General features: G+C 76.8%; 11 protein-coding genes and 1 pseudogene. 5 read left to right on the forward strand and 7 right to left on the reverse strand.

What is annotated here, in order from left to right; translation table 11 throughout:
- Positions 1-61 precede the first annotated feature (61 nt).
- The 4 genes and pseudogenes from ACHZ99_RS02285 to rsmH form a co-directional block, all read right to left on the reverse strand.
- A pseudogene (locus ACHZ99_RS02285) lies at positions 62-1,843 on the reverse strand (UDP-N-acetylmuramoyl-L-alanyl-D-glutamate--2,6-diaminopimelate ligase); the annotation flags it as partial.
- A gap of 42 nt (positions 1,844-1,885) precedes the next feature.
- On the reverse strand, positions 1,886-3,655 hold the full coding sequence (locus ACHZ99_RS02290; RefSeq protein ID WP_420302588.1) for a peptidoglycan D,D-transpeptidase FtsI family protein: 1,770 nt from the start codon (positions 3,653-3,655) through the stop codon (positions 1,886-1,888).
- A gap of 268 nt (positions 3,656-3,923) precedes the next feature.
- On the reverse strand, positions 3,924-4,514 hold the full coding sequence (locus ACHZ99_RS02295; RefSeq protein ID WP_420302589.1) for an FtsB family cell division protein: 591 nt from the start codon (positions 4,512-4,514) through the stop codon (positions 3,924-3,926).
- 22 nt (positions 4,515-4,536) lie between these two features.
- Positions 4,537-5,499, reverse strand: coding sequence for a 16S rRNA (cytosine(1402)-N(4))-methyltransferase RsmH (gene rsmH / locus ACHZ99_RS02300; protein ID WP_420302590.1), 963 nt, complete (start codon positions 5,497-5,499; stop codon positions 4,537-4,539).
- Between the two features lie 291 nt (positions 5,500-5,790).
- Between rsmH and ACHZ99_RS02305 the strand changes: the two genes are divergently transcribed.
- The 4 genes from ACHZ99_RS02305 (at position 5,791) to ACHZ99_RS02320 (ending at position 11,313) form a co-directional block, all read left to right on the forward strand.
- On the forward strand, positions 5,791-6,348 hold the full coding sequence (locus ACHZ99_RS02305; RefSeq protein ID WP_420302591.1) for a beta-class carbonic anhydrase: 558 nt from the start codon (positions 5,791-5,793) through the stop codon (positions 6,346-6,348).
- Between the two features lie 153 nt (positions 6,349-6,501).
- Positions 6,502-7,539 (forward strand): AAA family ATPase, encoded by a 1,038-nt coding sequence (locus tag ACHZ99_RS02310; RefSeq protein WP_420302592.1) that lies wholly within the window; start codon positions 6,502-6,504, stop codon positions 7,537-7,539.
- Positions 7,539-8,921 (forward strand): DUF58 domain-containing protein, encoded by a 1,383-nt coding sequence (locus ACHZ99_RS02315; protein WP_420302593.1) that lies wholly within the window; start codon positions 7,539-7,541, stop codon positions 8,919-8,921. The genes ACHZ99_RS02310 and ACHZ99_RS02315 overlap by 1 nt, the downstream gene beginning before the upstream one ends.
- Position 8,922: 1 nt before the next feature.
- Complete coding sequence (locus tag ACHZ99_RS02320) at positions 8,923-11,313, forward strand: transglutaminase TgpA family protein (protein WP_420302594.1); 2,391 nt, start codon at positions 8,923-8,925, stop codon at positions 11,311-11,313.
- Positions 11,314-11,771: 458 nt separating this feature from the next.
- Here ACHZ99_RS02320 and ACHZ99_RS02325 read toward each other — a convergent pair whose 3' ends face one another.
- The 3 genes from ACHZ99_RS02325 to ACHZ99_RS02335 form a co-directional block, all read right to left on the reverse strand.
- Positions 11,772-12,188 (reverse strand): DUF3040 domain-containing protein, encoded by a 417-nt coding sequence (locus ACHZ99_RS02325; RefSeq protein ID WP_420302595.1) that lies wholly within the window; start codon positions 12,186-12,188, stop codon positions 11,772-11,774.
- A 227-nt stretch (positions 12,189-12,415) separates the two neighbouring features.
- The gene (locus ACHZ99_RS02330; protein ID WP_420302596.1) at positions 12,416-13,210 is read right to left on the reverse strand and encodes a methyltransferase; all 795 of its coding nucleotides are present in this window, start codon (positions 13,208-13,210) and stop codon (positions 12,416-12,418) included.
- A gap of 315 nt (positions 13,211-13,525) precedes the next feature.
- Entirely contained in the window at positions 13,526-14,002 is a 477-nt protein-coding gene (locus tag ACHZ99_RS02335; RefSeq protein ID WP_420302597.1) for an SAV_6107 family HEPN domain-containing protein, read from the reverse strand.
- Between the two features lie 460 nt (positions 14,003-14,462).
- Between ACHZ99_RS02335 and ACHZ99_RS02340 the strand changes: the two genes are divergently transcribed.
- Positions 14,463-15,995, forward strand: a complete 1,533-nt coding sequence (locus ACHZ99_RS02340; protein ID WP_420302598.1) for a phytoene desaturase family protein — start codon at positions 14,463-14,465, stop codon at positions 15,993-15,995.
- Positions 15,996-16,007: the final 12 nt, after the last annotated feature.

The raw sequence follows: 16,007 nt of genomic DNA on the forward strand, positions 1-16,007 counted from the left end.
CGGCGCCCCCGGCGGGCGGGCGGTCGGACGGCGCGGCGGCGCCCGGGCGCTCGCCGCCCGGCGGCCCCGCGGGCCCGCCACCGCGCGCCGGCGCGGCTTCCGGCCCGGGTTGCGGACCGTCGCTCCCGCAGCCAACGGCCCCGCCGGCGAGGCGCTCGTAAATCGCCCGGCGCAGCTCGTCGCGGTCGTCGAAGGGACGTACCACGCCGGCCGTGTCCTGGCCCTGCTCGTGGCCCTTGCCCGCGATCAGCACCGTGTCCCCGGCGCCGGCGCGGGCCACCGCGATGGCGATGGCGCCGGCCCGGTCGGCCTCGACCAGCACGTCGCCGCGCTCGTAGACCGGCACCTCGGCGGCGCCGGCGAGCATCGCGGCGAGGATCGCCAGGGGGTCCTCGGAGCGGGGGTTGTCGGAGGTGAGCACCGCGGTGTCGGCGAGCCGGCCGGCGGCGGCGCCCATCGGGCCGCGCTTGTGCGGGTCGCGGTCGCCGCCGCAGCCGACGACGACGTGCAGCCGGTTCGCGGTGACCTTGCGCAGCGCGCGCAGCACGGACTCCAGCGCGTCGGGCTTGTGGGCGTAGTCCACGACGGCGAGGTAGCCCTGGCCCGCGTCGACCCGCTCCAGCCGGCCCGGCACCCCCGGCACGGCGGCCACGCCGCGGGCGGCGGTGGCCGGGTCGACGCCGGCGGTGACGAGCGCGGCGATGGCGGCGAGGGTGTTGGAGACGTTGAACGTGCCGGGCAGCGGCGCCTGGGCCGGGACGGCGACGCCGCCCGGGCCGACGGCGGTGAACGTGGAGCCCAGCACGCCGATCTCGACGTCCTCGGCGCGCCAGTCGGCGTCCGGGTGGCCCTCGGCGGAGTACGTGGTGACGGGGTACGCGCCGCCGCCGTCGGGGGCCGCGGCCTCCCCGGCGAGGCGGGCCCCGTACTCGTCGTCGATGTTGACGACGCCCGCCCGCGACCGGGCCGGCGTGAACAGCTGCGCCTTGGCCCGGTAGTAGTCCTCCATGTCGGTGTGGAAGTCCAGGTGCTCGGGGCTGAGGTTGGTGAAGACGGCGACGTCGAAGAGGACGCCGTCGACCCGGCCCAGCACCAGCGCGTGGCTGGAGACCTCCATCGCCACCGACGCCACGCCGCGCTGCCGCATCACCGCGAACAGCGCCTGGAGGTCCGTCGCCTCCGGCGTGGTCCGCTCCGACTTCAGCCGCTCGTCGCCGATGCGCGTCTCGACGGTGCCGATGAGGCCGGTGAGCCCGCTGCCGGCCTTCTCGGCGGCGGCCCGCAGCCCGCCCTCGACGAGGTACGCGGTGGTGGTCTTGCCCGACGTGCCGGTGACCCCGAGCTGGAGCAGCTCCCGCCCCGGCTCGCCGTAGACCGCGGCGGCCAGCTCCCCCATCCGGCCCCGCGGGTCGCCGACGACCAGCACCGGCAGCCCGGCGGCCGCGGCCCGCTCCATCCCGGCCGGGTCGGTGAGCACCGCGGCGGCGCCGAAGTCGGCGGCCTGCGCGGCGAAGTCGGCGCCGTGCAGCCGGGCGCCGGGCAGCGCGGCGTAGATGTCGCCGGGGCGGACGGCGCGGGAGTCGTGGGTGATGCCGGTGACGGTGACGCCCGCGGCCGCACCGGTCACACCGGTGCCCAGCCGGTCGGCCAGATCCGTGAGCGGTACGGGGCCGACCTCGGCGGGGCGGGGCGCCCCCGGGTGCATCGCCGGGGCGCCCGACGCTTCCTGGTGGAACTGATCGGGGTGGGGCACGGCGGTGAGCGTACCGGGCCCGCCTGCCGCACCGCCAAGCCAGGGGGGCCGGGGTCGGCGGTTCCCCGGATCGTCCGTGATTGTGCTCACTGCGCAGGTCCGATCTTTCCGTTCTTATCGGCCATCGGCCGCTTAGCCGGCGCCCGGGCCCTCGCCGCCCTCGCCGCCGTCCCCGCCCGTGCCGGTGGTGCCGGCGCCGAAGGTGACGGGCATCGGCTCCGGCTCGACGCCCGTGGCCGGCACCTGGAGCGTCTTGAGCGCGAACTCCATGACCTTCTGGTAGACGGGGCCGCAGATCTCGCCGCCGAAGTAGCTGCCCTCGGTGGGGTTCTGGATGGCGCAGTACACGGTCACGCGCGGGGCGTCGGCGGGGGCGAAGCCCGCGAACGAGGCGGTGTAGCCGCGGTAGCGGCCGGTCTGCGGGTCCACCCGGTTGGAGGTGCCGGTCTTGCCGGCGACGCGGTAGCCCGGGATGCGGGCCTTCGGGCCGGTGCCCTCCTCGTCGGCGACGACGGACTCCAGCATCCGGGCCAGGGTCTTCGCCGTCTTCTTGCTGACGACGCGGTCCTTCTCCGGCTCCGGCGCCGGGTCGAAGCGGCCGTCGGGGCCGCGGCTGCCGCGGACGAGGGTGGGCTCGACGCGTACGCCGCCGTTGGCGACGGTCGAGTAGACGGAGGCGGCCTGCATCGCGTTGATGGACAGGCCCTGGCCGAACGGGATCGTGTACTGCTGCGCCGCGTCCCACTCGGCGGCGGGCTTCAGCAGGCCGGGGGTCTCCCCCGCGACGTCGAGGCCGCTGGGGCGGCCGAGGCCGAAGTCGCTGAGGTAGGAGTGGAGGATCCTGTTGGCCTGTTCCTGGTTCTTCCCGAGCTGCTCGACGGCGAGGATCGTGCCGATGTTGCTGGACTTGGCGAGCACGCCGTTGAGCGTGAGGTACCAGGTCGGGTGGTCGATGTCGTCGTGGAAGGCGTGGCCGCCGCGGGGCAGCACGTTCGGCACGGTGACCCGGGTGTCGGGCGCCGCGACGCCCTCCTCCAGCACCGCGGCCATGGAGATGACCTTGTTGACGCTGCCGGGCTCGTACGCGTCCTCCAGGGCCGGGTTGCCGAGGGTGCCCGGCGTGGCCGCGGAGAGGTCGTTGGGGTCGAAGCCGGGGGCGTTGGCCATGGCCAGGACCTCGCCGCTGCGGGTGTCCTGCACGATGACGTAGCCGCGGTCCGCCTCGGACGCCTCGACCTGCTTCTCGATGGCGCTCTGGGCCGCCCACTGGATGTCGCGGTCGAGGGTCAGCTCGACGTCGGAGCCGGGCTCGGCGGGCTGCTCCTCGGCGTCCGCGGTGGGGATGCGGCGGCCGGCGGACTGGGCGTAGACGAGCCTGCCGTCCTTGCCGGCGAGCAGTTCGTCGTGCTCGCGCTCGACGCCGCCGCGGCCCTCGCCGTCGGCGTTGACGAAGCCCAGTATCCCGGCGGCCAGGTCGCCGTTGGGGTAGACGCGCTTGTGGCGCTCCTTGGCGAGCACCCCGCCGAGCACGTCGGGCGGGCCGCCCGCCACCTCGCGCTCGGCGGACTCGACCTTGAGCTTCTTGATCCTGTTCCAGACCTGCGGCGTCCGCTTGGCCGCGAGCCGCACGTAGCGCGAGTCGGGCGTGGCGAGCTTGTCCGCCAGCTCCGCCGGGTCCGCGTTCAGCACCGGCGCCAGCACCTCGGCGGCCCGCCGGGGCGCGTCCTTGACGTCGGTCTGCCTGGGCGTGAAGAGGTACGGGTCGGCGATGATGTCGTACGCGTCGACGGTGGTGGCCAGCTCGACGCCGTTGCGGTCGGTGATGACGCCGCGCTCGGCGCTGAGGGTCATCGGCACGTAGCGGTTGACCTGGGCCTGTTCCGCGTACTCGCCGGCGTCCACGGCCTGCACCTGGAGCAGCCGGGCGGTGAAGACCAGCAGGAGCAGGGTGAGGGCGACGCTGACCAGCCGCAGCCGGGGGCGGGGCGACGCGAGCCGGAGGCGCGCCCCGCCCCGGCGGGGCGGCGGGCGGCGGGGGCGGACGCGCGGGTACGGGGCCGGGGCCGCTCGGCGCCGCCGGCGGCGCCGCTCGCGGGGCGGGGGACGCGGCGCGGGGGGCGGTCGCGGCCGTCGCGGCCTTCGTCGGAGCTGCTGCGGGAGCCGCGGGTCGTCACGGTGCCTCCTCGGCGGCGGGCGGCGGAGCGGCGGACGAGGGGGAGGGCGACGCGGAGGGGGACGCCCCGGCGGGGGGCACCGGCTCCCCGGCCGCGGCCCGCTCCCCTTCCTCGGCACCCTCGCCTTCCTCGGCCTTCTCGGGTTTCTCGGCTTCCCCGGCCTCACGCGCCTTCGGGTCCGCCTCGTCCGGCGACGGCTCCGCCGCATCCGCCGGGCGCGGCGCCGGCGGGCCCGTCGCCGTCCACGGCTCGCCCCGTACACCGCCCCACGGCGACAGGAAGACCGGCGGCCCGCCCGGCACCATGCCCAGCTCCCGGGCCCGCTTCTCCAGCGCGTCCGGCGCCGACCGCTTCTCCACCTCCCGGCGCAGCCGCTGCTCCTCCTCCGTCAGCCGGGTCGTCTCCCGCTTCAGGTTGCCGACCCGGAAGGAGCCCTGGTTGACGGCCGCGTTGAGCAGCAGCAGCGCGAGCAGCCCCGTGCCCAGCAGCACCACCACCAGCAGCACGAACGGCGTGCGCGCCGCCGAGCTGCCGCCCAGCAGCCGGGCGCCGCCCTCGCGCGGGAACGCGATCCTCGGCCGCCTCACGGCGCACCCGCTCCGCTCCGGCTCACACGTCCTCCCGGATCCGCTCCGCCGCCCGCAGCCGCGCGGGCGCGGCCCGGCGGTTCGCCGCGACCTCCTCCTCCGCCGGCAGCTCCGCGCCGCGGGTGAGGAGCCGCAGCCGCGGCTGGTGGTGCTCCGGGACGACCGGCAGCCCGGGCGGTGCGGTGTTCGCGGCGCCGGCCGCGAACACCCGCTTGACGAGCCGGTCCTCCAGCGACTGGTACGCGAGCACGGCGATCCGCCCGCCGACCGCCAGCGCCGCGACGGCCGCGGGCACGGCCCGTTCCAGCGCGGCCAGCTCGCCGTTGACCTCGATGCGCAGCGCCTGGAACGTGCGCTTGGCGGGGTTGCCGCCGGTGCGCTTGACGGCCTGCGGGAGCGCCTCGCGGATCACCTCGACCAGCCGCGCGCTGCGCGCGAAGGGCTCCTTCGCGCGCTCCCGCACCACGGCCTCGACGATGCGCCGCGCCTGCTTCTCCTCGCCGTAGGCGCGCAGGATGCGCACCAGCTCGCCGGGCGGGTACGTGTTCAGCACCTCGGCGGCGCTCACGCCCCGGGTCTGGTCCATGCGCATGTCCAGCGGCGCGTCCTGCGCGTACGCGAAGCCGCGCCCGGCCTCGTCCAGCTGCATGGACGACACGCCCAGGTCGAACAGCACCCCCTGGACGGGCCCGGTGTCCAGCTTGCCGAGCACGGCGGGCAGCTCGTCGTAGACCGCGTGCACCAGCGTCACCCGCCCGCCGTACGGGGCGAGCCGCCGGGCGGCCAGCTCCAGCGCGGCGGGGTCCCGGTCCAGCGCGACCAGCCGCAGGTCCGGGTGGGCGGCGAGCAGGGCCTCGCTGTGCCCGCCGAGGCCCAGCGTGCAGTCGACGGCCACCGCGCCGGGCGCGGACAGCGCCGGCGCCAGCAGCCCGGTGGTGCGGTGGAGCATGACGGGGACGTGGGCAGCGGCGCGTGCGTCGTTCACGGTGCCGCCTCCTGTCCCGCCCGTCTGCCGAAGGGGAGCGACCGCCACCGCCCTGCGCGGCGGCGGGGGCCGGGCCCGGAGCGGGCGCCGGCCGCGTGCGCCGGGCGAACCGCAGGAAAGGGGGCGCCACGGCTCCCACTTCGCGTCACTTTAGCCCACTGCACCCCCCGGTCAATCAAGCACCGAAGGCGCGCCCCGCCCGGGCCGCGCGCGGGGCGCGCGCATTGCTCCCTGTGGACTACCTCACCCGGCCCGGGCGGGGGTGCCGCCGCCCGGGATACGGTCGTGGGTATGACGTCCGCTGAAAGCACACCGCCCGCCCCGGGCTCCGCCGCGCCGACCGTCACCGACCGCCTCGTGTCCGCCAACCGCGACTACGCCGGCGACTTCGCCGACCCGGGCATGGACGCCCGCCCCGTGCTGCGGGTGGCCGTGGTCGCCTGCATGGACGCGCGGCTGGACCTGCACGCCGCGCTCGGCCTGGAGCTGGGCGACTGCCACACCATCCGCAACGCCGGCGGCGTGGTCACCGACGACACCATCCGCTCGCTCACCATCAGCCAGCGCGCCCTGGGCACCCGCAGCGTGGTGCTCATCCACCACACCGACTGCGGCCTGCTGAACCTCACCGAGGAATTCCGCTTCGAGCTGGAGGCGGAGGTCGGGCAGCGGCCGGCCTGGTCGGTGGAGTCGTTCCGCGACCTGGACGCGGACGTGCGGCAGTCGATCCGCCGGGTGGAGACCTCGCCGTTCCTGCTCCACACCGACGACGTGCGAGGCTTTGTGTTCGACGTGCGCACGGGACTGCTCCGCGAGGTGTCGGTGGAGCAAATCCCGGCGGGCGACTGACGAAACCGGCATTCGGCAGCAAGAATGCGGGTGTGGCGGCTCCCACGGCACCGTTCCGCGACGACCGCGGCGGCGGTGGGGAGCGCCACGGTATCGGGGAGGGCCGGACCGCGACCGCGGCGCACGGCCCGTGCGACGGGCCGAGGAGGGCCGGTGACGACGTATGACGAGCGCGCGAGCCTCAGCGATCTGACCAGTACCGCGGATGACGTCCGGCGGTCGGTGGAGAGCGTGATCGAGGGGAAGCCCGAGGCGGTGCGGCTGTCGCTGACCGTCCTGCTCGCCGAGGGCCACCTGCTGATCGAGGACGTGCCGGGGGTCGGGAAGACGATGCTGGCCAAGGCGCTGGCGAAGTCGATCGACTGCTCGGTGCGGCGCATCCAGTTCACCCCGGACCTGCTGCCCTCCGACATCACCGGCGTGAGCGTCTACGACCAGCAGCACCGGGACTTCGAGTTCAAGCCCGGCGCGATCTTCGCCCAGATCGTCATCGGCGACGAGATCAACCGGGCCTCCCCGAAGACCCAGTCGGCGCTGCTGGAGTCGATGGAGGAGCGGCAGGTCACCATCGACACGCAGACGTACGAGCTGCCCAGCCCGTTCATGGTGGTCGCCACCCAGAACCCGATCGAGATGGAGGGCACGTACCCGCTGCCCGAGGCCCAGCGCGACCGCTTCATGGCCCGGCTGTCCATCGGCTACCCGAGCGCGGCGGCGGAGCTGGAGATGCTGGACGTGCACGGCGGCATCTCCCCGCTGGGCGACCTCCAGCCGGTCGCGCACGCACACGACATCGTCAAGCTGATCGACGCGGTGCGTACGGTGCACGTCGCGGACTCCGTCCGGCGCTACGCCGTGGACCTGGTGACCTCCACCCGCCAGCACCCGGAGCTGCGGCTCGGGGCCTCCCCGCGGGCCACCCTGCACCTGCTGCGGGCGGCGAAGGCCGCCGCGGCGCTGGCGGGTCGGGAGTTCACGCTGCCCGACGACGTGCAGGCACTGGCCGTGCACGTGCTGGCGCACCGGCTGCTGCCCACCGCGCAGGCCCAGCTCAACCGGCGTACGGCCGAGCAGATCGTCGCCGAGATCCTGCAGCAGGTGCCGGTCCCGGCCGCCGACCTGCAACGGCCGCCGCCGATGCCGCCCGCGTACGGCGGCGGCGCGCACGGCCCGGACGGCCGGCGGTTCTGATGGCCGGCCCGCCCCCGCCCGCCCCCGCCGCGCCGCCCCCGGGACCGGACGCGCAGGCGGGCGGGCTGCGTACGGCGCTGGCCGGCACCACCACGCGCGGCCGCTCGTTCCTCGCCGCCGGGCTCGCGGCCGCCGCGTGCAGCTACATACTCGGCCAGCCCGACCTGCTCCGGGTCGGGATGCTGCTGGCCGCGCTGCCGCTGGTGTGCGCGGCCGTGCTGCACCGCACGCGGTACCGCGTCGGCGGCAGCCGCCGGCTGTCGCCCGCCCGGGTGCCCGCGGGCTCCGAGGCCCGGGTGCACCTGCGGCTGGAGAACGTCTCGCGGCTGCCGACCGGGCTGCTGATGCTCCAGGACCGGCTGCCGTACGTGCTGGGCCCCCGGCCCCGCTTCGTGCTGGACCGGGTGGAGCCGGGCGGCAAGCGCGAGGTGACCTACCGGGTCCGCTCCGACCTGCGCGGGCGCTACCCGCTGGGCCCGTTGCAGCTGCGGCTCTCCGACCCGTTCGGGATGTGCGAGATGACCCGCTCCTTCAGCGCGTACGACACCCTGACCGTGGTGCCGCGCACCGAGGCGCTGGCCCCCGTCCGGCTGGCCGGCGAGGCCACCGGCTACGGCGACGGCCGGCACCGCACCCTCGCCCTGGCCGGCGAGGACGACGTCATCCCCCGCGGCTACCGGCACGGCGACGACCTGCGGCGGGTGCACTGGCGCTCCACCGCGAAGTACGGCGAGCTGATGGTCCGCCGCGAGGAGCAGCCGCAGCGCGCGGGCTGCACCGTGCTGCTGGACACCCGGCGCGACGCCTACACCGGCTCCGGCCCCGACTCGCCCTTCGAGTGGGCGGTCTCCGGCGCGGCCTCCGTCGCGCTGCACATGCTGGAGCGCGGCTACACGGTGCGGCTGCTGACCGACGGCGGCGAGCTGGGGACCGGCGTCGACGGGGCGCTGAACACCCGCGGCGGCGAGTCGGCCGACGCGGCGGGGATACTCCTCGACACCCTCGCCGTCATCGACCACTCCGAGCGGGACACCGTGTCGGCCGCGTACGACGTGCTGCGCGGCGGGCACGAGGGGCTGCTCGTGGCGTTCTTCGGCGACCTGGACGAGGAGCAGGCGGCGCTCGCGGCCCGGATGCGGCAGCGTACGGCGGCGGCGGTGGCGTTCGTGACGGACCCGGCGGTCTGGGCGCCGCGCCCGGGCGCGCCCGGCGGCGCGTACGGCACGGCCGGCGCGGCGGGCGCCGACCGGGTGCGGCAGCTGCGCGAGGCGGGCTGGACGGTGCTGTCCGTACCGCCCGGAACGGCGATGGGCGACGTGTGGCGGGAGGCCGGCGACCAGGCCGGCCAGCTCGCCGCGGCGGCCCGCGGAGGCGAGGGCTGAGATGAGCGGACGGGCCCGGCTGACGGTCTGCGCGGCGGCGGCTTCCCTGCTGGCGGCCACCGCGCTGCTGCCGCTGACCGACAAGATGACCTGGTTCTTCAAGGCGATCTTCCTCGTCTCCGTGATCGGCGGCGTCGGCATGGCGGCCCGCCGCATCCCGCTGCCCCGGCCGCTGACCGTGCTCGCGCAGACCGCGGTCACGGTGCTGCTGCTGACGATGCTCTTCGCCGGCGACACCGCGCTCGGCGGGGTGGTGCCGGGGCCGGCGGCGATCGAGGAGTTCCGGCAGCTGTTCCAGGAGGGCGGCGACGACGTCTCCCGCTACTCCATCCCGGCCCCCGTCACCGACGGCATAGAGCTGATGCTGCTCTCCGGCGTCGCCGGGGTGGCGCTGCTGGTGGACGCGGTGGCGGTGACGTTCCGCAGCGCCGCCCCCGCGGGGCTGCCGCTGCTCGCGCTGTACTCCGTGGCCGCCGGGCTCAACCAGGGCGGGAGCTGGCTGACGTTCCTGCTCGCCGGCGCCGGCTACCTGCTGCTGCTGCTCGCCGAGGGGCGGGACCGGCTGGCGCAGTGGGGCCGGATGTTCGGCGGCGGGCGGTCCGTGGGCGCGCCCGGCGCCGCCGAACCGGGCGGCGGCCGGCCGGTCGCCCCGGTGCGGACGGGCCGGCGGATCGGCGCGGTGGCGCTGGGGTTCGCGCTCGTCGTGCCCGCGGCGCTGCCGTCGCTGGACGGCGGGCTGCTGGACGGCAAGACCACCGGCCCGGGCGACGGCCCCGGCGGCGGTACGGTCACCGCGATCAACCCGGTGGTGCGGCTCCAGCAGAGCCTGAACCAGCCGGAGAACCGCGAGGTCTTCCGCTACCGCTCCACCGACGACACCGCCCAGAACCAGGCGCTCTACATGCGCTTCGTCGCCCTCGACCGCTTCGACGGCACCTCCTGGCGGCCCTCGCGCCGCAGCATCCAGGACATCCCGGACACGCTGCCGCCCCCGCAGGGCTACACCAACAGGCAGGTCGCCTCCGACCTCGTCACGCTCAACGTGCGGGCCGACGACGACTTCCGGCAGCAGTGGCTGCCGATGCCGTACCCCGCCTACCAGGTGCGCATCGGCGACGACTGGCGCTACGAGCCCGAGGGCCGGTCCGTCGTCGGCAACGGCGGCACCACCACCGGCGGCGCCGAGTACCAGGTCACCAGCCTGATCATGGAGCCCACCGCGGAGCAGCTGGCCAACGCGCCCGCGCCCGACCCCGCGCTGAGCGAGGAGTACACGCAGGTCCCGGACTCGCTGCCGGACGAGGTGCGGGAGCAGGCGCGGGAGCTCACCCGCGGCGCGGCGAACGACTACGAGCGGGCGCTCGACCTCCAGGACTTCTTCACCACCAACTTCGTCTACGACACGGAGACCGACCTCGACGCCTCCGACCCCGAGGCGATCCTGAAGTTCCTCCAGAACCGGCAGGGTTTCTGCGTCCACTTCTCCTTCACGATGGCGGCAATGGCGCGGACGCTCGGCATCCCCGCGCGGGTCGCCGTCGGCTTCGTGCCGGGGACCGCGCAGGGCGACGGGTCGATGTCCGTGGGGCTGCAGGACGCGCACGCCTGGCCGGAGCTGTACTTCGAGGGCGCCGGCTGGACCCGCTTCGAGCCGACGCCCACGCGCGGCACGCTGCCCGACTACACGCTGGAGGACACCCCGGCCGGCGGCGGCGACCCCGCGGGCGAGCTGCCCGACCGGGGCAGCACGGCGACGCCGGTCCCGTCCCCGTCGACGTCCGAGGACGAGTGCCCGGCGGAGCTGCGGCGGGTGGACGGCTGCCCGGACGACGAGGCGGCGGTCGGCGGGGCCGCAGGCCCGGCCGACGGCGGCCCGCCGGCCGCGGGGATCGCGGCTGGGGCGGCCGGGGTGCTGCTGCTCCTGCTGCTGCCGGCACTGCCGGCGCTGTGGCGCGTACGGGAGCGGGGCCGGCGGCTGCGCCCGGGCGCGGGGCCGCTGGCGGCATGGCGCGAAATGATCGACGCCGCCTGGGACTTCGGGCTGCCGCCGGACGAGTCGCAGACGCCGCGGACGACGGCGGCGGCGCTCATCCGGTTCGGCTCCCTGGACGGCGCGGCGGCGCAGTCGGCGCTGCGGGTGGCGGGTGCGGTGGAGCAGACGCTCTACGCGCCGCGGCCGCGGCAGACCGACGGGCTGGCGGAGGACGTGCGCCGGGTGCGGGTGGCGATGGGCCGCAGCGCGGGCGTGGGCGCGCGGCTGCGCGCGGCGGTGGCGCCGCGCTCGGCGGCGCGGCTGACGTGGGCGGTGACGGCGCGCTGGGCGGCGGTCACGGGGCGCTGGCGCGAGGCGGCACGCCGCGCGGGCGCGGCGCTGCGGCCGTCGCGGCCGTAACGCCTCCCGCGGTAACGCCTCCCGCTAGGGGGCGGCGGGGTGCGGTAGCGCCTCCCGCCGCCGGGCGGGGGATACCGCGGGCCATGGGCGGCGATCGCCAAGCGCTCGGCGGTACGGCCGGCCGGGGCGGAGCCGGGGCGCTCGCGGAGCGGCCCGCCCCCGCGAGCGCAGCCCTGCGGGAGCGCCTCCCGCCGCGGGGCGGGCGGTACGGAGGCCGGTGCACTCGGGCGCGGGACGGGCAGGAGCCGGTGCGAGGGCGACGGGCGGAGTGGTGACGCAGGGGCGGGGTGCGTGCACGGGAGTGGGTCGCGTCGGCCCGTGCCGGGAGTGCGGTCGCCCGCCCGGCGGGCGGGCGTGCGCGGGGCGAGCCGCGTCGTCCCGGGACCGGGCCGGAAGGCCACATCGCTGAGAGCTCCCGCGGGCCCGGCCCGGGGAGCTCTGTGCGGGGCGTGGGTGGCTTAACGCCCCTCGTCGCGGCGGCGCTGCCACCGCTCTTCGATCCGGCCCATCACGGAACGGCGCGACCGGCTCCTGCGCCGCTGCTGGCCGCCCGATGGGGCGGCGGCCTCACCCGGCTGCTGCTGTTGCTGCTGCTCGCCCGGGTTGGCGGTCCGGCGCCAGCCGGTCACGGCGAGCACCGCACACCCCAGCATGACGAGGAAGCCCACCACGCTGATCCAGATCTGCTGGGCGACCATACCGGCCATCAGGAGCGCGATACCCACCAGGAACCCGGCTACCGCCTGGTACACCCGGCGCCGGGTGTACGTGCGCAGCTTGCTTCCCTCAAGCGCTGTCGCAAACTTGGGATCTTCTGCGTACAGCGCTCGCTCCATCTGCTCGAGCATGCGCTGCTCGTTCTCCGAGAGCGGCACGGAGTCCTCCTACTCGTCGGTCGCTGGGGGCGACCGGGACGCGGCACCTCCAGGATAGGCAGGTATGCGCCCCCGTGAAACCCGCCCCTCTGCCCCAAATCCGCCGATCCGCAGCGCGGATCTGGGCCTGTCCGCCGTACCAGGCCTTGACTCAGATCATACGGCGCCCGGGGGCCGAACGGGTGGCCTGTGGCCTACTGCACCTTTGCCCGCGGGCGGACCGAATATCACTTCCGGGCGCCGAGAACATGGAGCTGCGCCGCGACCGGCTGGAACGCCGGCGACTCCGCGGCCGCCCGCTCCAGCTCCAGCAGCGCGTCGAGCGCGCCGGGCTCGGACTCCGCGAGACCGTCCGGCACCAGGTCGGAGAAGGTCCGTACGCCCTGTACGGCGCGGACCTCCACCCCGGCGGCGGCGACCAGCCGGGTCAGCTCCTCCGGGGTGAACCGGCGCGGCACCGGGTCCGCGTCGCCCCAGCGGCCGTCTCCGCCCGTGAGCGCGCGGTGGGCGGAGGAGAAGTGCCCGGCGAGCGCGCGGGCCAGCACGGCGCCGCCGAGGCCCGCCGCCAGGAGGCTGAGGAGGCCGCCGGGCCGCAGCGCGGCGACGGCGTTGGCGAGTCCGGCGGCGGGGTCGTCGACGTACTCCAGGACCCCGTGGCAGAGCACGGCGTCGTACGCGCCGGGCTCGGCGACGTCGAAGAGGGCGTGGATGTCGCCCTGTACGCCGTGCACCCGGTCGGCGACGCCGGCCTCGGCGGCGCGGCGGCTCAGCCCGAACAGCGCGTTGGGGCTGGGGTCGACGACCGTCACCCGGTGCCCGAGGAGGGCGGCGGGCACGGCGAAGCCGCCGGTGCCGCCGCCCGTGTCGAGCACGTCGAGCGGGCGGTCCCCGGCCGGGCCGCCGGCCGCGTCGCGCGCTCCGGCGGCTCCGTGCCGGGCCAGGGCGTCCTCCAGCGCCTCCCAGACGACGGCGGCGCGCAGCGAAGCCCGCGGCAGGTGGTCGTGCGGTGTCGTACGGGGCATGGAGCGCTCCTCGAAGATCGGGCGTGCCCAGCTTAGAGGCTGCGGATCCGCTCCCCGCGCGCGCGGCGGCGGGCCCGCGCCGGCGCCCGCCGACCCGGCGACGCCCACCACCGCGCGTGCCCGGCGCGGCGGCCGGTACACCGCCGCCCTCCGGTCCGTTGGCCGCCCGGGCGCCGCCGCGGCAGGGACGCGGGAGCAGGGTCGCAGGGTCAGCCGCGCTCCTGGCTCCGGGCCCGAACTCCGGGCTCCGGCCTCCGGCCTCCTGGCTCCTGGCTCCTGGCTCCTGGCTCCTGGCTCCTGGCTCCTGGCTCCTGGTCAGCCTGCCCCGGGGCCCGGTTGGGGACGTATCAGCGGCTGGACCACGAGCATCCGCTCGACGATGCGCGTGAACATCCCCGCCGCCCGGAGCAGATCGGCCGCCTCCTCGGCGTCGACCGCGTCCCTGATGCCCGCCTCCGCGCGGGCGCGCAGCCGGGCGCCGGCGGCGAACATCGCGCTCCACTCGGCGAGTTCGGGCGCGACCTCCGGCAGCACCTCCCACGCGCTGCGAATGCGCTGCCGGCGGCGCGGCGACTGCTCGGGGCGCCCGCGCACCGCGAGCACCGCGGCCGCGGTGCGCAGCGCGGCGAGGTGGGCCAGCGAATAGCGCTCGTTCGCCGTCTCCATCTCCGCCGCCTCCGCCAGCCCGGCGTGGGCCTGCGCCAGCAGCTCCAGGGCCGCCTTGGGCGCGCTGCCCGGGCGCAGGACGGGGTGGACATCACCCGGTGGGGCGAAAGCCGGCTCGGCTGCCATGGCTTGCCTCCTGTCAGCGTCAGTCCTTCAGTCTCTCGTTCGTATGTGCCCATCGTGGCGCACACCACTGACAATCGGCCTGACCTGCCCCGCTACCTGCACCGACGCCCCTCTCCACACCCTCCGGGGCAATTGCGCCGCGCGCGGTGCCGCCCCGGGGCGGGCACCGCCCCGGCGGCCGGGCGCCGCGCCCGTGGAAACGGGCGCTGCCCCGGCGCGAAGCGATCCCCCGTCGCTCCACCACCGGGGCAGCTTCCCCCCATTCCCCCGTTCCCCCCTCGCGGGCCGGCCCGGGCCCCGTTCCGCCACCCCGTGTCGGCGGTCCGTGGCCCCCACTGCTCCGGCCCACGTCCCACACTTTGCCGTTTACGCAGGTCGGGGCCTATCCGCTCGGGTACTCAAGCGCGCGTCTGAGTACCCGTACTCAGAGCTGAGTACGGCGCCGGATAAGGTCCGGGCCATGGCAGAGATCGCGGTGATCGGGGCGGGCATGGGCGCCATGGCCGCCGCCGCCCGGCTGGCCCTCGCGGGCCACCGGGTGACGGTCTACGAGCGCACCGGCACCCACGGCGGCGGCGTACGGCGGCTGGAGCGCGACGGCTTCGGCTTCGACACCGGCCCGGGTGTGCTGTACCTGCCCGCCGTCTACCGCGACCTGTTCCTCAAGACCGGCCGGCGGAAGCTGGAGAAGTGCGTGGACCTGGTGCCGGTGGACCCGGCCGAGCGGCACGTCTTCCCCGACGGCTCCGCCGCCACCCTGCCGAACGCCTCGCGCGCGGGCGTCGTGCGGGCTCTCGACGCCGCCGCCGGGCCGGGTGCGGGCGAGGCGTGGACGGCGCTGCTCGACCGGGGCCGGCTGGTCTGGGAGGCCGCCCGCCGCCCGCTGCTGGAGGAGCCCCTGCCCGCCGACCGGGGCGCGCTGGCCGCGGACCCGTACCCCGCCGCCGCGCCGCCCGCGGCGCGCGGGCTGCTGCGCCGGCTGCGGGGGCCGCGCCCGGCCGCGCCGCCCGCCACGGTGGCCGGCGTCGGCGCGGGCGAGCTGGGCGCGTACCCCGCGCTGGGGCTGATGTTCGCGCAGCACGCGCTGGCGTACGGGTTCGACCCGCGCCACGCGCCCGCGGGCGCGGCGATGCTGCCGTACGTGCAGGAGACGTTCGGCGGGTGGTACGTGCGCGGGGGCGTGCGGGCGCTGGCGGACGCGCTGTACGAGCGCTGTCTGGAGCGCGGGATCGCGTTCGCGTTCGGCGCGGAGGTGGCCGCCGTCCGGGTGGGCGGCGACGGCCGGGCGGCGGGCGTCGAACTGGCCGGCGGCGGGCGGGCGGACGCCGACGTGGTGATCGCGGGGGTGCCGCGCGCCCGGCTGGCCGAGCTGGCCCCGCGCGCGTGGGGGCGTGAGGCGCCGGGGCGGGCCGTGCCGGCGCGCATGACCGTCTGCCTGGCGCTGCGCGGCGGGCGGGACCCGGACGCCGTGCACCGTACCGTCGTGCACTCCCCCGACGCCGCGCGCGAACTCGCCTGGATCTTCGACGGCGAGGAGCCCCCGCCCGCCCCCACCGTCACCGTGCTGCGCCCCGACGACCCCGCCCAGCGCCCGGACGACGGCCACGAGGCCGTGACGCTGACCGCCGTGGTCCCGGCCGGGGCGTGGGCGGCGGAGGGCGGGGAGCGGGCGGCGGAGGCGTTCGCGGACCGGATGGCGGCGGCGGCCGGCCGCGCGGTGCCGGGGCTCGCGGAGCGGGTGCTGTGGCGCGAGGTGCGTACGCCCGCGGACACCGCCGCCGAGACGGGCGCCCCCGGCGGCGCGGTGCCGGGGCCCGCGCTGGCCGGCGCCGGCGGCGCGTACCTGGCGCCGCCGAACACCACCGCCGTGCCGGGCCTCTACGCGGTGGGCGGCTGGGCGCACCCCGGGGGCGGGCTGGCGCACGCCGGGATGTCGGGGGCGCTGGTCGCCGGGCTGATCACGGAGGGCGCGGACTTCCGCGGCTCCCGCTGAAGGGGGCCCGGC

Origin of the sequence: Streptomyces sp. MAR4 CNX-425, from assembly GCF_048656465.1 — a bacterium.
Classification (GTDB): Bacteria; Actinomycetota; Actinomycetes; order Streptomycetales; family Streptomycetaceae; genus Streptomyces.